This window comes from Amycolatopsis sp. WQ 127309, from assembly GCF_023023025.1.
GTDB lineage: Bacteria > Actinomycetota > Actinomycetes > Mycobacteriales > Pseudonocardiaceae > Amycolatopsis.
Map to the genome: position 1 here is coordinate 109,357 of NZ_CP095481.1, position 16,791 is coordinate 126,147.

The window sequence follows — 16,791 nt, forward strand, 5'->3', positions numbered from 1 at the left end:
CGTGTCGGAGCCCATTCAACCAGCCCCACCGGATCATATATCAGATGCCATACTGGTCGGCATGAACCCGAGTCCCCGAAAGACGCCCGAGGAGCTCCGCAGCCACCGGTGGTACGGCGGCGACGACCTGCGCGACTTCAGCCACCGCGCCCGCAGCCGTCAGCTCGGGTACAACCCGGAGGAGCACCTCGGCAAGCCGGTGATCGGCATCCTCAACACGTGGAGCGACATCAACCCGTGCCACATGCACCTGCGCGAACGCGCCGAGCAGGTCAAACGCGGGGTGTGGCAGGCCGGCGGTTTCCCGCTGGAGTTCCCGGTGGCGACGCTTTCGGAGACCTACCAGAAGCCGACGCCGATGCTCTACCGCAACCTCCTCGCCATGGAGACCGAGGAGATCCTGCGGTCCTACCCGATCGACGGCGCGGTGCTGATGGGCGGCTGCGACAAGTCCACCCCGGCGCTGCTGATGGGCGCGGCGAGCGCGGGCCTGCCCGCCATCTTCGTCCCGGCCGGGCCGATGCTGCGCGGGCACTGGCGGAACGAGGTCCTCGGCAGCGGCACCGACATGTGGAAGTACTGGGACGAGAAGCGCGCGGGCCGGATCGGCGACGCCGAGCTGTCCGAACTGGAGCGCGGGCTCGCCCGGTCGCCCGGCCACTGCATGACGATGGGCACGGCGTCGACCATGACGTCGGCCGCCGAGGTGCTCGGCATGACGCTGCCGGGCGCGGCGTCGATCCCGGCCGTCGACTCGGCCCACCACCGGATGGCCGCGGCGAGCGGCGCGCGGATCGTCGGCATGGTCTGGGAGGACCTGCGCATCGGGCAGGTCCTCGACAAGCGGGCGTACGCGGACGCGATCACCACCGTGCTCGCCCTGGGTGGCTCGACCAACGCCGTGATCCACCTGATCGCGATGGCCGGGCGCAGCGGGATCCCGTTGTCGCTGGGCGATTTCGACGCGATCGCGCGGCACGTGCCGGTGCTGGCCAACATCCGCCCCGGCGGCGACTGGCTGATGGAGGACTTCTACTACGCGGGCGGCCTGCCCGGGCTGCTGTCGCGGCTGACCGACCTGCTGCACCCCGACCGCCTCACGGTCACCGGCCGGACGCTCGGCGACAACCTGGCCGCGGCGGCGGTGCACAACGACGACGTCATCCGGCCGCGCGGCAACCCCGTCGCGGCCGAGGGCGGGGTCGCGGTCCTGCACGGCAACCTGGCGCCGTCCGGCGCGGTGATCAAGCACATCGCCGCCGAGCCGCACCTGCTGACCCACACCGGCCCGGCGGTGGTCTTCGAGAACTACCGCGACCTGAAGAAGCGGATCGAGAACCCGGCCATCACCGCGGACTCGGTGCTGGTGCTGCGCGGCTCGGGCCCGCTCGGCGGCCCCGGGATGCCGGAGTACGGGATGCTGCCGATCCCCTCGCACCTGCTGGAAGCCGGGGTCCGCGACATGGTCCGGATCTCGGACGCCCGGATGAGCGGCACGAGCTACGGCGCGTGCGTGCTGCACGTGGCCCCGGAGTCCCACGTGGGCGGCCCGCTGGCCCTGGTCCGCGACGGCGACCTGATCACGCTGGACGTCCCATCACGAGTCTTGCGACTGGAGGTGTCCGATGAGGAGCTGGCCCGGCGCCGTGCCGCGTGGACTCCCCCGGCACCCCCGTTCGAGCGCGGTTACGGAGCGCTCTACGCCGAGCACATCACCCAGGCCGACGAAGGCTGCGACTTCGACTTCCTGGCCCGCGCGGGCCACAACCCGGAGCCCGACGCACGCTGAAGGTTGCCTCGCGTACCCCTACCGTGACCGGTTCATCCCCCGTTAGGGCGAGTCGTACGGCTTGTCCGGGTGCCACGTACGCTGACCTCGTCACCGGCGCGATCGGGCGCCGCGTTGAAGGGGTGGAGAGTTGCCGTACGAACCGCGCTGGCCCGAGTCACACGGTGAGCAGACGGACGTCCTGCCGGTCGTCCGCCCCGACACCGAACCCGAACCCGAAGCTCCGGCGAACCGGCCGAAGAGCCTGCGCAAGGCCGGCTGGATCGCCGGCGGCGTCTTCGGGCTGCTCGTCGTGGTCTACGGCGTCGACCTGGTGGTCAGCCAGGGCAGCGTCCCGCGCGGCGTGACCGTCGCCGGGGTCGACGTCGGCGGCATGGACCGCGCCGCCGCCGAGCAGCAGCTGCGCGGGCAGATCGAGCCGCGGCTCACCCGTCCGCTGGCCGTGACGGCCGGCGACGTCCAGGGCAGCCTGTCACCCACCCTGGCCGGGCTGCGCCTCGACTGGACGCAGACCCTGGACCAGGCCGGCGAGCAGCCGCTGAACCCGTTCACGCGCCTCGCGTCGCTGTTCTCCAGCCGCGAGGTCGGTGTCGTCAGCCACGCCGACGACACCAAGCTCGCGGCCGCGCTCGACAGCCTCCGCGGCCAGGTCGACCGCGAACCCGCCGAGGGCACCGTGAAGTTCGACGGCACGAACCCGGTCGCCGTCGCGCCGAAGCCCGGGCAGAAGCTCGACGTCGAGGCCGCGAAGGCCGCCGTCGTCGAGAAGTGGGCCCGCGGCGAGACCCTCGCCCTGCCGGTCACGAGCACGCCGGTCCGCACCACGCCCGAAGGCGTCCAGGCCGCGCTGGAGCAGTTCGCCAAGCCCGCCGTCTCGGGCCCGCTCGTCATCAAGGGCGACGGCAAGAACGCCACCGTGAAGCCGGACGCGATCGCCGCGGCGCTGAGCTTCGAACCCGCCGAGGGCGGCGGGCTGACGCCGAAGATCGACAACGCCAAGATCACCGACGCCGCCAAGCCGCAGCTGAAGTCCACCGAGAAGGAGGGCAAGGAGGCGACCATCGTCTTCGAAGGCGGCAAGCCCACGGTGGACCCGTCGACCGACGGCCGGGCGATCGACTGGGACCCGAGCCTCAAGCCGCTGCCCGAGGTGCTGAAGAAGACCGACGGCCGCGAGGTCCCGGCGATCTACAAGGACAGCCCGGCCAAGGTGACCACCGAGCAGGCGAACCAGCTCGGCGTCAAGGAGGTCGTCGGCGAGTTCACCACCAACGGCTTCGCGGCCGACTCCGGCACGAACATCCGCGTGGTGGCGCAGAAGGTCAACGGCGCCATCGTCAAGCCGGGCGAAACCTTCAGCCTCAACGGGTTCACCGGCCCGCGCGGCAAGCCGCAGGGGTACGTCGAGGCCGGCGTGATCGAAAACGGCGCCCCGGCGCGCGAGGTCGGCGGCGGCATCTCGCAGTTCGCGACGACGCTGTACAACGCGTCCTACTTCTCGGGCATGAAAGACGCCGGCCACAAGGAACACAGCTACTACATCAGCCGCTACCCCGCCGCGCGCGAGGCGACGGTGTTCCAGAACCCCAACGGGGCCAGCGTCATCGACATCAAGTTCACGAACGACTCGGCGACCGGCATCGCGATCCAGACGATCTGGACGCCGTCGTCGATCACCGTGAAGCTGTGGGGCACCAAGCGCTACACCGTCGAGTCGATCCCGGGCAGCCGGTCCAACCCGACCGACCCGCAGACCAAGCCGGGCCCGGCGGAGAACTGCCACGCCTCCAACGGCGCGCCGGGCTTCACCACGACCGACACCCGCGTGCTCAAGGACGCTTCGTCCGGCCGTGAGGTCAGCCGCTCGACGCGGACCGTCCGCTACAACCCGCAACCGAAAATCACCTGCGGCCCCTCCTAACGGCCGTTCACCGGCTGCGTCCGCGCCGGTACGCTGAGTGCTTCCGCGAGTCACCGGGGGCGCCATGACGGCACGTGCGGCAGGGTTCCGGGACGTCCTCGCGGTACCGGAGTTCCGGGCGCTGTTCGGTGCCCAGCTGGTCTCCGTCACCGGTGACCAGCTCGCGCGCGTCGCGCTGTCGATCCTGGTGTACGACCGCACGAACTCGCCCGGCTGGGCCGCGCTGACCTACGCGCTGACGTTCCTGCCCGACCTCGTCGGCGGCCCGCTGCTGTCCGGCCTCGCCGACCGCTACCCGCCGCGGCGGGTGATGGTCGTCGCCGACGTCGTGCGCGCGGTCGCCGTGACGGCGATGGCGTGGCCCGGCTTGCCGCTGCCCGCGGTCGCGGCGCTGCTCGTCGGCGTCCAGCTGTTCAACCCGGTGTGGAACTCCGCGCGGGCCGCGCTGATGCCGCAGGTGCTGCCGGCCGAGACGTTCGTGCCCGGCATGGGTTTGCTGATGATCCTGGTGCAGGCCGGGCAGGTCGCCGGGTTCGCGCTCGGCGGGCTGCTCGTCGCCGGGCTCGGCACCGCCGGGGCGCTGCTGGCCGACGCGGTCAGCTTCGCGGCGTCGGCGGTGGTGCTGGCCATCGGCGTGCGCCCGCGCCCGCCACGCGCCGAGCCCGGCGTCCGCTGGTGGCGGCACGTCCGCGCGGGCTGGACGGTGGTCGTCGGCGACCCGCGCCGGCTCGCGCTGGTGGCGCTGGGCTGCGTGTCCGGCAGCTACATCGCGGGCGAGGCGATCGCGGCGCCGTACGCGGCCGAGCTGGGCGGCGGCGCGGTGGTCGTCGGGCTGCTGCTCGGGGCGTACGCGCTGGGCAACGTCGTGGGCATGGCCGCGCTGTCCCGCGTCCCGCCGGAGCGGCGCGCGCGGTTGCTGGGGCCGCTCGCCGTGCTGGCGTGCGCGGCCCTGCTGGGCTGCGCGCTGCGGCCGGACCTCGAGGCGACGCTCGCGCTGCTCACGCTGTCCGGGATCGCGAGCTCGTACAACCTCATCGCCAACACGACGTTCGTCCAGCTGACGCCGGAAGCCCAGCGCGCGCAGGCGTTCGGCTTCGCGTTGACGGCGTTGCGGGTCTCCCAGGGGCTGGGCGTGGTGCTCGCCGGGCTCGCGGCCGAGCGGGCGGCCCCGCACGGCGTCGTCGCCGCGGCCGGGGCCCTGGGCGTGCTCGCGGCGTTCGGCGCGGCCCGGCTCTGGCGGCGGGCGCAACCGGCAGCCGAGCCGTCCTGAGCCGGTTTGACTGGTTTCCGGGCCTCCTGGCCACAAGCCGGGCGGTCCGGGCCCGGTGACCGGTCCCCAGTGGGTCCCGGTCACCGGGTCCGGTTCTCAGAACCGCGTCCAGTCGGTCGGGCGCTGACCGGTGCGGGTGGTCCAGTCGGTCGGGCACGCGGGCAGTGGTGCGACGTCGACGTCGGTGTCGGCATTGGCCCAGTCGGTCGGGATCTGGTGCGCGGTCCAGTCGGTCGGCAGTTCGCGCGCGGTCCAGTCGGTGGGCATCTGACGCGTGGTCCAGTCCGTCGGGATGGCGCGGGTCCAGTCGGTCGGCAGCTGCCGCGTCCAGTCGGTGGGCCGCTGCGCGCGACGGCGGGACGGGACGATGTTGGCGTTGGACAGGAAGTGCGACATGATTTCTCCTTGTGGTGTACGAATGCGGGGCGATCTTGTACGGTGCGTAATCGGACGGTAGCCCGACCAGCCTAATGACACACCGCATTCATTCGATTACAGTGACGATTCCGCGAAGAGTTCCGTCCTGGAAAGAGGGGCGTTCCGTGGGATTCTCCGGGTCCCAAGGGCGTAAGCCCAGCTCAGAACGTCCACGATCGGGTATCCGTACGTGGGCCATGTGGAAGCTGCCCACTCCGGTGTTCGGCTATGTCCTCGTGGTCGACGCGCTCGCCGTGGTCGCGATCCTGGCGACCGCCGGCCTCGTGCCGATCAGCGGTCAAGCCGTGCTCTGGTGTGGCCTGATCCTGGCCGGCGAGATCGTGCACCTCGAAGCGGCGCAACGCATCGAGCGCATCCGCGAGCTCGCCGCCGACGGCCGGCCGCACATGCACCTGCAGTCGATCTGGATCTTCGCCGGGCTCCTCCTGCTGCCACCGCCACTGGCCACCGTGGTGATCGTCGTCAGTTACGCCCATTCGTGGGTTCGCGTCTACAAAAGGCGTGGCGTTGTTCACCGGAAAGTGTTCTCCGGTGCCACGGTGATCCTGGCCTGCACGGCCGCCGGCGTGGTGCTGACCGTCGGCACGGGCGGGCACGTGGCGCCGTACATCCCTTACCTCGACGGTTTCGGCGGGATGACCGCGCTGCTCGTCTCGGGGATCGTCTACTTCGGACTCAACTACGTGCTGGTGATCCTCGCGATCGTGCTGAGCAACCCGGGCAAGCCGCCGCGGCAGGCGTTCGGCAACCCGTCCGACGTGCTGATCGTGCTCGCCGCGGTCGGCGTCGGCTGCGGCATCGCGCTGGTCATGACGGTCCGGCCGTGGCTGCTGCCCGTGCTCATGGTGACGCCGGTGGCGCTGCACATCGGCCTGCTGCTGCCGCAGTTCCAGGCCGCCGCGCGCACGGATTCGAAGACTTCGCTGCTGGCGCCGGAGTTCTGGGTGCAGCTGGCGCGCAACGAGCTGGCGCGCGCGGCCGAGCTGTCGTCGACCGCGGGTGTGCTGATGATCGACATCGACCACTTCAAGGCCATCGACGACGGCAACGGCCACCTGGCGGGCGACGAGGTGCTGCGCGCGATCGCGGCGGTCGTCCAGAACTCGGTGCGGGGCGGCGACTACGTCGGGCGCTTCGGCGGCGACGAGTTCGTGGTCCTGCTCCCGGGCACGACGACCACGGAGATCGTGGCCGTCGCCGACCGCATCCGCGCGGCGATCGCGCGGATCGAGGTGAAGGTCCCGGTGGTCCGCCCGGGCAAGCCCGAGGTGATCACCGGCCTGACGGCGTCGATCGGCGCGGCGGTGTACCCGGAGACGGCCACGGACTACACGATCCTGCTGCAAGCGGCCGACGACGCCGTGTTCGCGGCGAAGGAAGCCGGCCGCGACCAGGTCGTCCTGGCCGGCACCCGCAGCGAGCTGGCCCGCCCCGAAGTCCCCGACGTGCTCTGAACCCGGCCCGAAAACCGGTGGATCGGCGCCGCCGCGGGCCACTACCGTGCTGCGTGACCGAGTCGTCCAGGCGAGGACGTGCCGTTGTACATCCGTTGAGATCTTCCGAGCGCTGATTCCTCACGCGTCGCGTTGGTGCGCCGCGTTCCTTTCTGCTGCGGATTTCTCACTGAACGGTGTCCTTCCCATGCTCGAAAACTGGGCCGTCGTGCCCCTTTGCCTGCCACTCGTCCGCCGCCGTTGCCACGCCTGCGCATCCGAGCGCTTCCGCGTCAACGGCAAGTTCCGCGTCAACGCCCACCACAAGCTCCTCGACGCCTGGCTCCTCGCACGCTGCGTCGCGTGCGGGGACACCGTGAAGCTCACGTTCCTGGAGCGGGTGCCCGTGCGCTCCGTCCGGCCTGAGCTGCTCGATCGGCTGCACGACAACGATCCCGGCCTGGCGGCCGAGCTGCTCCGAGATCCGGTCGTGCTCCACCGCAACCACGTCGCCCTCGACTGGGACGGCGCCTGGCGGCTCGACACGGGCGGCGCGGACCTCCGCGACCGCGAGGTGATCGACGTCGCGGTCCGGTTCGCGGCCAGGATCCCGGTCCGGCCGCTGCGGCTGATCGCCGAAGGGTGCGATCTTTCGCGGGCCGAGGCCGAAAGGCTGCTCACGGAAGGAAAGCTCGTCTCGGCGGTCCGGCTGAGCGGCAAGCTCTCCGGTGACTTCACCTTCACGCTGAAACGCTGATCCCTCCTCGGGCCTGCCCGACGGCAGGCCCGAGGTGTCCTAAAAGGACGTCTCAGTCGTGGCCGATCCGGCGTCGAGCACCGTGTCGCCGTGCGCTCGCGCCCACTCCGTCAACATGTGGATCAGCTCGACCAGGTCGCCGTGGCGCACCGGGACCGAAACTGCTCATGATCCTTAGGTACCTGCGGGTTCCTGCGGGCAACCTAGCCTGGGCGTCATGCGAATCATCACTCAGCAGACGCTCGGCGGCCCCGACGTGCTCACCATCGTCGACGCGCCCGCGCCCCGGGCCCTGCCGACCGAGGTCCTCGTCCGCGTCCAAGCGATCGGCCTGAACCCCCTGGAGGCGCGCCTGCGCGCCGGCGAGTTCCCGCTGCTCGGCCGGCCGCCGTTCGTCCTCGGCTGGGACGTCAGCGGCGTGGTCGAGCAGGCGCACACGTGGCGGTTCCGGCCCGGCGACGAGGTGTTCGGCATGCCGCTGTTCCCGCGGGCGGCCAACGCCTACGCCGAGGTCGTGGCCGCTCCGGCGTTGCACCTGGTGCGCAAGCCGGCGTCGCTCTCGCACGTCGAAGCGGCGGCGCTGCCGGTCGCCGGGCTGACGGCGTGGCAGGGCCTCGTCGACCTCGGCGGCGTGACCGAAGGCGACCGGGTCCTGGTCCACGGCGGTGGCGGCGGGGTCGGCCACGTCGCGATCCAGCTCGCGAAAGCGCTCGGCGCGCACGTGATCACGACCGCGAGCGGGAGCAAGCGGGCGTTCGTCGAGGGGTTCGGCGCCGACGAGGTGATCGACTACACGGCGGCCGACTTCGCCGAGGTGGTCCGCGACGTCGACGTCGTGCTCGACACGATCGGCGGCGACACCGCCGAGCGCTCGCTCGGCGTGCTCCGCCCGGGCGGGCACCTGGTGACGGCGGTCGCCGAGGACGATGCGCAGCTCATCGCGAAGTTCGAGGCGGCCGGGATGCGCTTCAGCGGCATCGCCGTCGACCCCGATCCGGTCGCCCTGCGCGGTCTCGCCGACCTCGTCGACCAGGGCAAGCTCCGGGTCCACGTGCAGGAGACGGTCCCGTTCGAGCGCGTCGCCGACGCCCACCGGCTGCTCGAAGGCGGCCACCTCCGGGGCAAGGTCGTGCTCACCGTCTGAGCCGGCGGTGAGGGCCTCGCGCGGGCGAGGCCCCCACCGGACGTCAAGGCAGCGTCGCCAGGGACTGCGCGAGAACCGCGTCGGACAGCTCGTCGTCGACCATGTCCCCGGCCAGGTACGCGCCGTAGGCCGGCAGGTCCAGGTGCGCGTGGCCGCACAGCGCCGTGAGGATCACCTTCTCCTCACCGGTTTCCTTGCACCGCAACGCTTCCTGGATGCACGCGGCGAGCGCGTGCGTCGGCTCCGGGGCCGGGATGATGCCCTCGGACCGGGCGAACCGGACGCCCGCGGAGAAGCACTCCTGCTGCCCGATGGCGATCGCCTCGATCAGGCCGAGCTCGTAGATGTGCGAGATCAGCGGCGACATCCCGTGGTAGCGCAGGCCGCCCGCGTGGATCGGGTCCGGGATGAAGTCGTGGCCGAGGGTGTGCATCTTGAGCAATGGCGTCAGCCCGGCGGTGTCGCCGAAGTCGTAGGCGTACCGGCCGCGCGTCAGCGACGGGCACGCGGCCGGCTCGACCGCGCGGATCACCGGGTCCATCCGGCCGGCCAGCTTCTCCCGCAGGAACGGGAACGCCAGCCCGCCGAAGTTCGAGCCGCCGCCGGTGCAGCCGACCAGCAGGTCCGGGGTGTCGCCGGCCAGCTGGAACTGCCGCAGTGCCTCCTCGCCGATGATCGTCTGGTGCAGCAGCACGTGGTTGAGGACGCTGCCCAGCGCGTACCGCGTGTCCGGGTCCTGCGCCGCCTGCTCGACCGCCTCGCTGATGGCGATGCCGAGGCTGCCGGTCGAGTCCGGGTGCTGCTTGAGGATGGCCCGGCCGGACTCGGTCAGCTCGGACGGGCTGGGGTGGACGGTCGCGCCGAACGTCTCCATCATCAGCTTGCGGTAGGGCTTCTGGTCATAGGACGCCCGGACCTGCCAGACCTCGCACTCGAGGCCGAACTGGGCGCAGGCGAACGCGAGCGCACTGCCCCACTGGCCGGCGCCGGTCTCGCTGGTCAGCCGGGTGACGCCCTCCTGCGCGTTGTAGAACGCCTGCGGCACGGCGGTGTTCGGTTTGTGGGAGCCGACCGGGCTGACCCCCTCGTACTTGTAGTAGATCCGCGCCGGCGTCCCGAGCGCCTTCTCGAGCCGGCGCGCGCGGAACAGCGGCGACGGCCGCCAGAGCCGGTAGACCTCGAGCACCTCTTCGGGAATGTCGACATAGCGCTCGGTCGTCACCTCCTGCTCGATGAGCGCCTGCGGGAAGAGCGGAGCGAGATCGGCCGGCCCGACCGGCTCCCGGGTGCCGGGGTGCAACGGCGGGGGCGGCGGCTCGGGAAGATCGGGGATGACGTTGTACCACTGGGTCGGGAGATCGGCTTCGTCCAGGATGTACTTGGTCCGTTCGGCCATCACGCCTCCATGCTCGGCTCGCAGCTCGAACTTAGGACGAGTCCGCCGGGGAAGCCAGCGGTACCCACGACTGGGGTCTCCTTCGCCTACGCTGACTCCGGACCTCGGCGGAAGCTCGCCGACCCGACACGAACCGGAGGATCCGCCATGCCCCACGCCGTGGACTTCGCCACCGTATCGACGGCCGGCCTGGAGACGTCACCGGTAGCGGCCGCCCTCGCCGGCCTGCGGGCGAACGAGGCGCGTTACTTCAAGAACAAGTACGACCACACCTTCACGGTCGACCCCGCGAGCGACGCCCGGCCGTCCATCGACTGGGTGACCCGGATCCTCGAGGAAGAACGCGGCATCGTCATCGCCTCACCCCCGCTGGAGGCGACGGAGTTCCAGGTCGAGAACATCCGGATGGCGTACGTCTTCTACGAGAGCGGCCTGTCGATCAACGTGATGTACACCCTCGAGGACGGCGGGAAACGCGCGGTCGGGTTCAAGCTGTCGGACGGGATGGAGGTCCCGGAGGAGCTCGGAGCGTTCAAGTTCGCCCGCCAGAAGTCCAAACTGGCCGGCACCATCCGCGGCTCGTACTTCGTCATCAAGAACGAGTACTAGGACTGCCGTGGGCATGTACGTCGCCGTTCGCGGCTGGCTCGAGTTCGACCACGGACAGCGAGAGCAGGTCGAGCGGACTCTGGCCGAACACCGAGACGACCAGTACGCGGACGGCTGGGGGGACGACGACCTGGACAGGCCGGTCGGGTTCTTCCTGTTGAGCGACGAACGGCAGCGATCGACGTCGTGGACCGTCCGCGATGGCGAGGTGGCCGATACCGTGGCACCGGCCGAACTCCGCTGGTTCGCGGAACGTCCCTGACGGCTCGCCCTGCTGCCGGCGGGAGCCGGGCAACAGGGCGCCCGGAATCACAGAGTCGGTGTCATCCCGCCGTCGATGAGGATGTCCGTACCCGTCACGTTCGCCGCTCGGCCGCCCGCCAGCAGCAGTACCAGGTCCGCGACCTCCGCCGGCTGGGTGAACCGGCCCGTCACCGCGTCGCCCGCCGCCTGCTTGGCCACCGCGTCCGGGTCCAGGCCCTTCGCCTGGCCGACCGTGGCCGCGACGCCCGCGTCGCCCAGCCAGAGGCCCGTGCTCACCGGGCCCGGGCTGATCGTGTTCACCCGGATTCCCTGCGGCCCCAGCTCCTTCGACAGCGATTTGCAGAAGCTGAGCAGCGCCGCCTTGGCCGCGCTGTAGTCGATGACGAGCGGGTCCGGCAGGGTCGCGTTGACCGACGCGATCGTGACGATGCTGCCCGCGCCGCGTTCGAGCAGGTGCGGGACGGCCGCGCGGGTCGTGCGGACCGCGGCGAGGAAGTTGATCGTCAGGGCCGTGAGCCAGTCGTCGTCCGTGACGGACAGGAAGCCGCCGGTGCGCGGCGTCACCCCGCCGACGTTGTTGACCAGGATGTCCAGCCCGCCGAACTCGGCGATCGCGGCGTCGATCAGCTGCGCGGGTCCCTCCGGGGAGGTGAGGTCGCCCTGGACGACCCGGACGCCGGCCAGCTCGGGCGGGACCGTGCGGGCGCCGGCCACGACGTGGACGCCCTCGGCGACCAGGGCGCGGGTGATGGCCAGCCCGATGCCCTTGCTGGCTCCGGTGACGACGGCGATCTTGCCGGACAGCTTCAAGTCCATGTGACGCTCTCTCTGCGAAGGAGGAACAGCAGCGTCACCCTACGCGCGGACCCGCCCCAGACCGATCAGGAATCGAGAAGCCCTGGTCACCGGGTCGCGCCTAGCGTTACCGCCATGACCTCCATCGAAAACATCACCCTCGAGGTGGCCGACACCGCGGCCGCCGAACGCTTCTACACCGCCGCCTTCGGGCTGGGCGACCGGCTTCGCCTGCGGGCCTCCGAGGCGCCCAGTACCGGCTTCCGCGGGTTCACCCTGTCGCTCATCGTGTCCCAGCCGGCCAACGTCGACGCCCTGATCGACGCCGCCCTCGAAGCCGGCGCCACGACGCTCAAGCCCGCCGCGAAGTCGATGTGGGGCTACGGCGGCGTCGTCCAGGCCCCGGACGGCACCATCTGGAAGGTCGCGACCTCCGCGAAGAAGAACAGCGGCCCCGCCACCAAGCAGGTCGACGACGTCGCGCTCCTGCTCGGCGTCAGCGACATCGTGGCGAGCAAGAAGTTCTACGCCGACCACGGCCTCGCCGTCGGGAAGAGCTTCGGCCGGATGTACGTCGAGTTCGCCACCACCGGCGTCAAGCTGGGGCTCTACCGGCACAAGGCCCTCGCGAAGGACGCCGGCGTCTCACCCGAGGGCCAGGGCTCGCACCGGATCGCCGTCGTCGGCGGCGACGCGCCCCTCACCGACCCCGACGGCTTCACCTGGGAAGCCGCCTCGATGGCCGCCAAGTCCTGATGTGCCACCACTACCTGCTCGCCCGGCTCGCCGAGCTGGCCGAGCTGGCCGAGGACGACGACGTCGTCGAGGCCCCGCCGACCGAAGACGACGTCCCGCTGGAGAGCCTCGATCCTCAGCCCTGCGGGTAGAAGAGGAACAGCGTGCAGCCGGTGGCCGTCGCGGGCACGTGCCACGAGCCGGCCGGCGCGTGCAGGAACGTCCCGGCCGGGTAGTCGCGGGCGCCGTCGTTGAAGGTGCCCGCGACGACGTAGACCTCCTCCGGGCCGGGCTCGTGGACGTCGCGGCGCGGCCACGACGTGCCCGGGTCCATCTCCAGCACGCCGGCGTGCGCACCGGCCGGGTCCGTCCACAACGGACGGTGGCGGATCCCGGGGAACAGTTCCCGGACGGGGGCTTCCTCGACGGAGACGGCGGTGTAGCCCGGCTGGGCGAGGATCTCGGGGTGCATGTCCCCCACCGTGCCGCGCCCGGGCGGCGCGGGGAAAGTGTCGGCAAAGACACCTTGGGGTACTTTCCTGCCATGCATCGTGTGGTGGCCCTGGTCCGCCCGGTGCAGTCGACCTTCGAGCTCGGCTGCGCCGCCGAGGTCTTCGGCACGCCCCGGACCGGCGTGCCGCGGCACTACGAGTTCGACGTCTGCGCCGAGACGCCCGGCCCGGTGCCGACGTCGGCCGGGTACACGATGTCCGTGCCGCTGGGGCTTTCGGCGCTCGCGTCCGCCGACACGGTGATCATCCCGGGCTGGGCGCCGGTCGAGGCGCCGCTCCCCGCCCGCGTGTGCCGTGCCCTGCTGCGGGCCCACGCCCGGGGCGCGCGGCTCGTCACGATCTGCTCCGGCGTGTTCGCGCTCGCCCGCACCGGGCTGCTGGACGGCCGCTCGGCCACGACGCACTGGCAGCGCGCCGCCCAGCTGCAGCGGGAGTTCCCCGACGTACGGGTCGAGGCCGACGCGCTCTACATCGACCACGGCGACGTCGCGACGAGCGCCGGTGCGGGCGCGGGGATCGACCTGTGCCTGCACCTCGTCCGGCAGGACCACGGGGCCGCGCACGCGGCGCTCGTCGCGCGGCACATGGTGATGCCGCCGCACCGCGACGGCGGCCAGGCGCAGTACGCGCCGCCAGCCCCGCCCGGGGACGCGCTGGACGGCCTCCTCGACTGGGCCGGCGCGCACCTCGCGACGTCGTTGTCCGTCGGCGACCTGGCCGCGCACCTGAGCGTCTCGCCGCGCACGCTGGCCCGGCGCTTCGCCGAGCAGCTGGGCACGAGCCCCGGCGCCTGGCTGCTGTCGCGCCGGGTCGCCGAGGCCCGCACCCTGCTCGAGGAGACCGACCTGCCGGTGGAGGCGGTCGCGGCGCGCGTCGGCCTGACCTCCGCGGTCAACCTCCGCCGCCGCTTCCGCACCCTGGTCGGCACGACGCCGGGTGCCTACCGGCGGGCGTTCAGCTCCGGTAGCGGAACAGGATCCGGCCGCGGCTCAGGTCATACGGGCTGAGCTCCACCAGCACGCGGTCGTACGGCAGGATCTTGATGTAGTTGCGCCGGATCTTGCCGCTGATGTGCGCGAGCACCTTGTGCCCGTTTTCCAGCTCCACCCGGAAAGTGGCGTTGCGCAGGCACTCCACGACCGTGCCCTCGATCTCGATGCTGCCGGTCTTGGCCATCAGCGGATCACCAGCTCGAGGTTGCTGCTCGCCCGCCGGGCGCCGGCGCCCTCGACCAACGCCGTGGCGGCCGCGTTGGCTTCGTTGACCTCGGCCGACGCCGTGGCGACGCCGGAGCGGTGCAGCGCACCCAGCGCGTAGGAGAGCAGCGCGCGGGCGATGCCCCGGCGTCGCAGGTCGGCGCGAACGGCGATCAGCCCGATCCGCGGCTGCCGGAGCGGCACGACCCGGACCATCCCGACGTAGTCACCGGCCCGCGCCGCCACCGCGTACCGCGACGGGTCGAGCACGGACCGCACCTCGGCCGGCATCTCCTGCCAGCCGATCGTGGCCTCGACCTCGTCGCGGATCACCCGATCCAGCTCTTTCAACGGCTCCTCTTCCGCGTCGCCGACACCGATCATGGTCACGCCGGACGGCGCCGGTGCCGGGTCGGCACGAGTGGGCACGACGTACTCCCACTCGCGACGGCGGATCGAGAAGCCGGCGCGCAGCCAGTCGGTGGTCAGGTCGAGGTCGGCCTCGTCGACCACGGTGTAGAGCGGCCGCGGCAGATCGCGCAGCACGGCCTCGGCGAGGTGGTCGAAGACGGCGCCGTGCCAGGCGTCGACGCTGAGGAAGACCCGCCCGTCGGGCCGCCGGGACGCCTCGCCGCGGCCGACGACGAGGTCGTCTTCCAGCGCGTGCCAGTGCCGCTCCGCGACCCGGGTGACGACCGTCTTCTCGTGCGTGTCCGGCGGGTTCACCGGGCACCGCCGAGGTGCCGGGCGAAGAACCGGACGGCGCTGTCGGCCTCGAACCGCGGCAGCTCCTTGTGCGCGCCGGCGTTGGCGTGCAACGACTTCTCCTTCGAACCGAAGGCGTCGAACAACGCGAGGCCGGCTTCGCGCGGGATGTGCTCGTCGTCCCACTGGAGGGCGAACTCGATCGGGATCGTGATGCGTTTCGCCGTCTCCGCCAGGGGTTCGGGCCAGAAGAGCCCGAAGACCGCGGCGGCGATCCGGGGTTCGGCCGCCGTCAACGGCACGCCGATCGCGGTACCCATGTTGAGGCCGAAGTAGCCGACCGGCCCGTCGACGCCGACGTCCTGGAGCGCGTCGAGCGCCGCCCGCCACTCGGGGACGGCCTGCTCCGCCAGGTGCGCGTTGTACCGGACGACGATCGGTCCGACGGGCTCGCCCGCGGCCATCGCCGCCTGCATGACGGCGATTTCCCGCTCATCGTGGTCCGTACGCGGCCGGTCGCCGTGCCCGGGCGCGTCGAGGACGGCGACGGCGAACCCGCAGCCGGCCACGATCCGCTCGGCCCGGCCGGCCATGGCGGGGGCCTTCTTGTGCGTGCCGCCGCCGTGGCCCATCAGGACCAGGGGAAGGTGCTCGCCACCCGCGGCGGGTGACCAGAGGACACCGGGGACGTCGCCCACGGTGAAGTCGCGTTCGAGGACGCCGTTCGAAGAAGTTTCTGCGGTGAAGTGCATGAGGTGCTGCCTTTCGGGAGAGTCAGGACGCTCCCGGCGGCACCTACGCCGACCACCCGGCCGTGACACGGGAAGGGAGCACCCACGGCAATACGGTCACGGGGCTCACCTCCTCAGGCAGTACACGGTCTTCGGTGAAGCTACCGGCCCGGCTTCAGCAGTCCAACTCATTTACCGGCGTGCCGCCGCGTCGTGCACCCGAGCCACCTACTTCGTGATGGTCTCCTCCAGCACCGACCGCATCGACGTCGCCGGGTGGCCCAGCAGCCGCTCCAGCTCCGGGTCCACCGTCGCGAACTCGCCGCGGCGTGACGCGTGGAACATGCCCAGCAGCATCCGCGCCTGCGGTGCCGGGACGCCGTGGCCGGTCAGCGACTGCACCCACTCCTCGTCGTCCGCCACCACGCGCCGGATCGTGCGGCCCGTCAGCTCCGAGAGGATGCGCGCGACGTCCGTGAGGTCCAGCGCGACCGGGGCGGTCAACGGCGGCGTCGGGCCTTCGAAGGAGCCGCCGGACGCCAGGGTGATCGCCGCCGCTTCGGCGAGGTCGGCGTGCGCGGTCCAGGACACCGGGCCGTCCGCCGGGGCGACCAGCTCGCCGGTGTCCAGTGCCGCGCCGAGCAGCTGGGGCACCGTGCTCGCGTAAAACCCGTTGCGCAGCACGGTGAACGGCGCCCCCGTCTTGGCCAGGTACGCCTCCGTCGCCGCGTGGTCGGGCATCGGCGCGAACAGCGAATCGCCGGCCGCGCCCTGGTGGCTCGTGTAGAGGATGCGCTCCGCACCCGCGTCCCGGGCGGCCTCGATCGCCGTGACGTGGCTCTGGACGGCCTTCCCGCCCGTCTCGTTCGCCGAGACGATGAGCACCTGCGTGGCGCCCTCGAAAGCCTCCGCGAGGGACTGCGGGTCGCCGAAGTCGCCGCGCCGCACGCGCACGCCGAGGTCGCCGGCGCGGCCGACGTCGCGCACGCTGACGCCGATCCGCTCGGCCGGGACGCGCTCGCGCAGCCGCTCGACGATCCGGGAACCGAGCTTGCCGGTCCCACCGGTGATGACGATCATGGTCCACCTCTCGCTA

19 protein-coding genes are annotated in these 16,791 nt (G+C 71.7%); 11 read left to right on the plus strand and 8 right to left on the minus strand.

Features of this window, described 5'->3' with window-relative positions; genetic code table 11:
* Positions 1-61: 61 nt before the first annotated feature.
* The 3 genes from araD (at position 62) to MUY22_RS00475 (ending at position 4,980) form a co-directional block, all read left to right on the plus strand.
* A complete protein-coding gene (gene araD, locus MUY22_RS00465) occupies positions 62-1,789 on the plus strand; it encodes an L-arabinonate dehydratase (RefSeq protein ID WP_247055789.1) in 1,728 nt (575 codons plus the stop codon).
* Between the two features lie 130 nt (positions 1,790-1,919).
* Entirely contained in the window at positions 1,920-3,710 is a 1,791-nt protein-coding gene (locus MUY22_RS00470) for a VanW family protein (RefSeq protein ID WP_247055790.1), read from the plus strand.
* A 64-nt stretch (positions 3,711-3,774) separates the two neighbouring features.
* Complete coding sequence (locus MUY22_RS00475; protein WP_247055792.1) at positions 3,775-4,980, plus strand: MFS transporter; 1,206 nt, start codon at positions 3,775-3,777, stop codon at positions 4,978-4,980.
* Between the two features lie 96 nt (positions 4,981-5,076).
* Here MUY22_RS00475 and MUY22_RS00480 read toward each other — a convergent pair whose 3' ends face one another.
* Positions 5,077-5,376: a hypothetical protein gene (locus MUY22_RS00480; RefSeq protein ID WP_247055794.1), complete on the minus strand. Its 300-nt coding sequence runs from the start codon at positions 5,374-5,376 to the stop codon at positions 5,077-5,079.
* A gap of 218 nt (positions 5,377-5,594) precedes the next feature.
* Here MUY22_RS00480 and MUY22_RS00485 point away from each other — a divergent pair, with 218 nt between their 5' ends.
* From MUY22_RS00485 to MUY22_RS00495, 3 genes are all read left to right on the plus strand, one after another.
* Positions 5,595-6,872 (plus strand): GGDEF domain-containing protein, encoded by a 1,278-nt coding sequence (locus MUY22_RS00485; protein ID WP_247055796.1) that lies wholly within the window; start codon positions 5,595-5,597, stop codon positions 6,870-6,872.
* A gap of 187 nt (positions 6,873-7,059) precedes the next feature.
* Positions 7,060-7,608 carry a DUF1062 domain-containing protein gene (locus MUY22_RS00490; RefSeq protein WP_247055798.1) on the plus strand — a complete coding sequence of 183 codons (549 nt, stop codon included), beginning with the start codon at positions 7,060-7,062 and terminating at the stop codon, positions 7,606-7,608.
* 217 nt (positions 7,609-7,825) lie between these two features.
* Positions 7,826-8,752 (plus strand): NADP-dependent oxidoreductase, encoded by a 927-nt coding sequence (locus MUY22_RS00495; protein ID WP_247055800.1) that lies wholly within the window; start codon positions 7,826-7,828, stop codon positions 8,750-8,752.
* A 43-nt stretch (positions 8,753-8,795) separates the two neighbouring features.
* On the opposite strand, the gene MUY22_RS00500 is transcribed toward MUY22_RS00495, so the two are convergent.
* Positions 8,796-10,148, minus strand: a complete 1,353-nt coding sequence (locus MUY22_RS00500; protein WP_247055802.1) for a TrpB-like pyridoxal phosphate-dependent enzyme — start codon at positions 10,146-10,148, stop codon at positions 8,796-8,798.
* Positions 10,149-10,295: 147 nt separating this feature from the next.
* Between MUY22_RS00500 and MUY22_RS00505 the strand changes: the two genes are divergently transcribed.
* Together MUY22_RS00505 and MUY22_RS00510 are read left to right on the plus strand one after the other, a co-directional pair.
* Positions 10,296-10,757, plus strand: a complete 462-nt coding sequence (locus MUY22_RS00505) for a phage tail protein (protein WP_247055804.1) — start codon at positions 10,296-10,298, stop codon at positions 10,755-10,757.
* Between the two features lie 13 nt (positions 10,758-10,770).
* On the plus strand, positions 10,771-11,019 hold the full coding sequence (locus MUY22_RS00510; RefSeq protein ID WP_247055806.1) for a hypothetical protein: 249 nt from the start codon (positions 10,771-10,773) through the stop codon (positions 11,017-11,019).
* A 47-nt stretch (positions 11,020-11,066) separates the two neighbouring features.
* On the opposite strand, the gene MUY22_RS00515 is transcribed toward MUY22_RS00510, so the two are convergent.
* Positions 11,067-11,837, minus strand: coding sequence for an oxidoreductase (locus MUY22_RS00515; RefSeq protein ID WP_247055808.1), 771 nt, complete (start codon positions 11,835-11,837; stop codon positions 11,067-11,069).
* Positions 11,838-11,951: 114 nt separating this feature from the next.
* Between MUY22_RS00515 and MUY22_RS00520 the strand changes: the two genes are divergently transcribed.
* Both MUY22_RS00520 and MUY22_RS49415 read left to right on the plus strand, forming a co-directional pair.
* Positions 11,952-12,572: a glyoxalase gene (locus tag MUY22_RS00520; protein ID WP_247055810.1), complete on the plus strand. Its 621-nt coding sequence runs from the start codon at positions 11,952-11,954 to the stop codon at positions 12,570-12,572.
* Positions 12,572-12,703, plus strand: coding sequence for a hypothetical protein (locus MUY22_RS49415; protein ID WP_256475307.1), 132 nt, complete (start codon positions 12,572-12,574; stop codon positions 12,701-12,703). The genes MUY22_RS00520 and MUY22_RS49415 overlap by 1 nt, the downstream gene beginning before the upstream one ends.
* Here the strand turns inward: MUY22_RS49415 and MUY22_RS00525 are convergent.
* Positions 12,688-13,023: a cupin domain-containing protein gene (locus MUY22_RS00525; protein ID WP_247055812.1), complete on the minus strand. Its 336-nt coding sequence runs from the start codon at positions 13,021-13,023 to the stop codon at positions 12,688-12,690. The two genes, MUY22_RS49415 and MUY22_RS00525, sit on opposite strands and share 16 nt — an antisense overlap.
* Before the next feature lie 72 nt (positions 13,024-13,095).
* Here MUY22_RS00525 and MUY22_RS00530 point away from each other — a divergent pair, with 72 nt between their 5' ends.
* The gene (locus MUY22_RS00530; RefSeq protein WP_247055814.1) at positions 13,096-14,070 is read left to right on the plus strand and encodes a helix-turn-helix domain-containing protein; all 975 of its coding nucleotides are present in this window, start codon (positions 13,096-13,098) and stop codon (positions 14,068-14,070) included.
* Here the strand turns inward: MUY22_RS00530 and infA are convergent.
* The 4 genes from infA to MUY22_RS00550 all read right to left on the minus strand — a co-directional run bounded on the left by infA (position 14,018) and on the right by MUY22_RS00550 (position 16,775).
* On the minus strand, positions 14,018-14,239 hold the full coding sequence (gene infA, locus MUY22_RS00535; protein WP_305879353.1) for a translation initiation factor IF-1: 222 nt from the start codon (positions 14,237-14,239) through the stop codon (positions 14,018-14,020). The two genes, MUY22_RS00530 and infA, sit on opposite strands and share 53 nt — an antisense overlap.
* Positions 14,239-14,985 (minus strand): GNAT family N-acetyltransferase, encoded by a 747-nt coding sequence (locus MUY22_RS00540; protein WP_247055816.1) that lies wholly within the window; start codon positions 14,983-14,985, stop codon positions 14,239-14,241. The genes infA and MUY22_RS00540 overlap by 1 nt, the downstream gene beginning before the upstream one ends.
* Entirely contained in the window at positions 14,982-15,716 is a 735-nt protein-coding gene (locus MUY22_RS00545; protein WP_247055818.1) for an alpha/beta hydrolase, read from the minus strand. Before MUY22_RS00545 ends, MUY22_RS00540 begins: the two co-directional genes overlap by 4 nt.
* 207 nt (positions 15,717-15,923) lie before the next feature.
* A complete protein-coding gene (locus MUY22_RS00550) occupies positions 15,924-16,775 on the minus strand; it encodes an NAD(P)H-binding protein (protein WP_247055820.1) in 852 nt (283 codons plus the stop codon).
* Positions 16,776-16,791 lie beyond the last annotated feature (16 nt).

What these genes read in the sequence shown, in the direction of transcription:
- araD (WP_247055789.1), top strand. Translation starts at nt 62, where the DNA reads ATGAACCCGAGTCCCCGAAAGACGCCCGAGGAGCTCCGCAGCCACCGG.
- MUY22_RS00475 (WP_247055792.1), top strand. Translation starts at nt 3,775, where the DNA reads ATGACGGCACGTGCGGCAGGGTTCCGGGACGTCCTCGCGGTACCGGAG.
- MUY22_RS00480 (WP_247055794.1), bottom strand. Translation starts at nt 5,376, where the DNA reads ATGTCGCACTTCCTGTCCAACGCCAACATCGTCCCGTCCCGCCGTCGC.
- MUY22_RS00485 (WP_247055796.1), top strand. Translation starts at nt 5,595, where the DNA reads ATGTGGAAGCTGCCCACTCCGGTGTTCGGCTATGTCCTCGTGGTCGAC.
- MUY22_RS00490 (WP_247055798.1), top strand. Translation starts at nt 7,060, where the DNA reads ATGCTCGAAAACTGGGCCGTCGTGCCCCTTTGCCTGCCACTCGTCCGC.
- MUY22_RS00495 (WP_247055800.1), top strand. Translation starts at nt 7,826, where the DNA reads ATGCGAATCATCACTCAGCAGACGCTCGGCGGCCCCGACGTGCTCACC.
- MUY22_RS00500 (WP_247055802.1), bottom strand. Translation starts at nt 10,148, where the DNA reads ATGGCCGAACGGACCAAGTACATCCTGGACGAAGCCGATCTCCCGACC.
- MUY22_RS00505 (WP_247055804.1), top strand. Translation starts at nt 10,296, where the DNA reads ATGCCCCACGCCGTGGACTTCGCCACCGTATCGACGGCCGGCCTGGAG.
- MUY22_RS00510 (WP_247055806.1), top strand. Translation starts at nt 10,771, where the DNA reads ATGTACGTCGCCGTTCGCGGCTGGCTCGAGTTCGACCACGGACAGCGA.
- MUY22_RS00515 (WP_247055808.1), bottom strand. Translation starts at nt 11,837, where the DNA reads ATGGACTTGAAGCTGTCCGGCAAGATCGCCGTCGTCACCGGAGCCAGC.
- MUY22_RS00520 (WP_247055810.1), top strand. Translation starts at nt 11,952, where the DNA reads ATGACCTCCATCGAAAACATCACCCTCGAGGTGGCCGACACCGCGGCC.
- MUY22_RS49415 (WP_256475307.1), top strand. Translation starts at nt 12,572, where the DNA reads ATGTGCCACCACTACCTGCTCGCCCGGCTCGCCGAGCTGGCCGAGCTG.
- MUY22_RS00525 (WP_247055812.1), bottom strand. Translation starts at nt 13,023, where the DNA reads ATGCACCCCGAGATCCTCGCCCAGCCGGGCTACACCGCCGTCTCCGTC.
- MUY22_RS00530 (WP_247055814.1), top strand. Translation starts at nt 13,096, where the DNA reads ATGCATCGTGTGGTGGCCCTGGTCCGCCCGGTGCAGTCGACCTTCGAG.
- infA (WP_305879353.1), bottom strand. Translation starts at nt 14,239, where the DNA reads ATGGCCAAGACCGGCAGCATCGAGATCGAGGGCACGGTCGTGGAGTGC.
- MUY22_RS00545 (WP_247055818.1), bottom strand. Translation starts at nt 15,716, where the DNA reads ATGCACTTCACCGCAGAAACTTCTTCGAACGGCGTCCTCGAACGCGAC.
- MUY22_RS00550 (WP_247055820.1), bottom strand. Translation starts at nt 16,775, where the DNA reads ATGATCGTCATCACCGGTGGGACCGGCAAGCTCGGTTCCCGGATCGTC.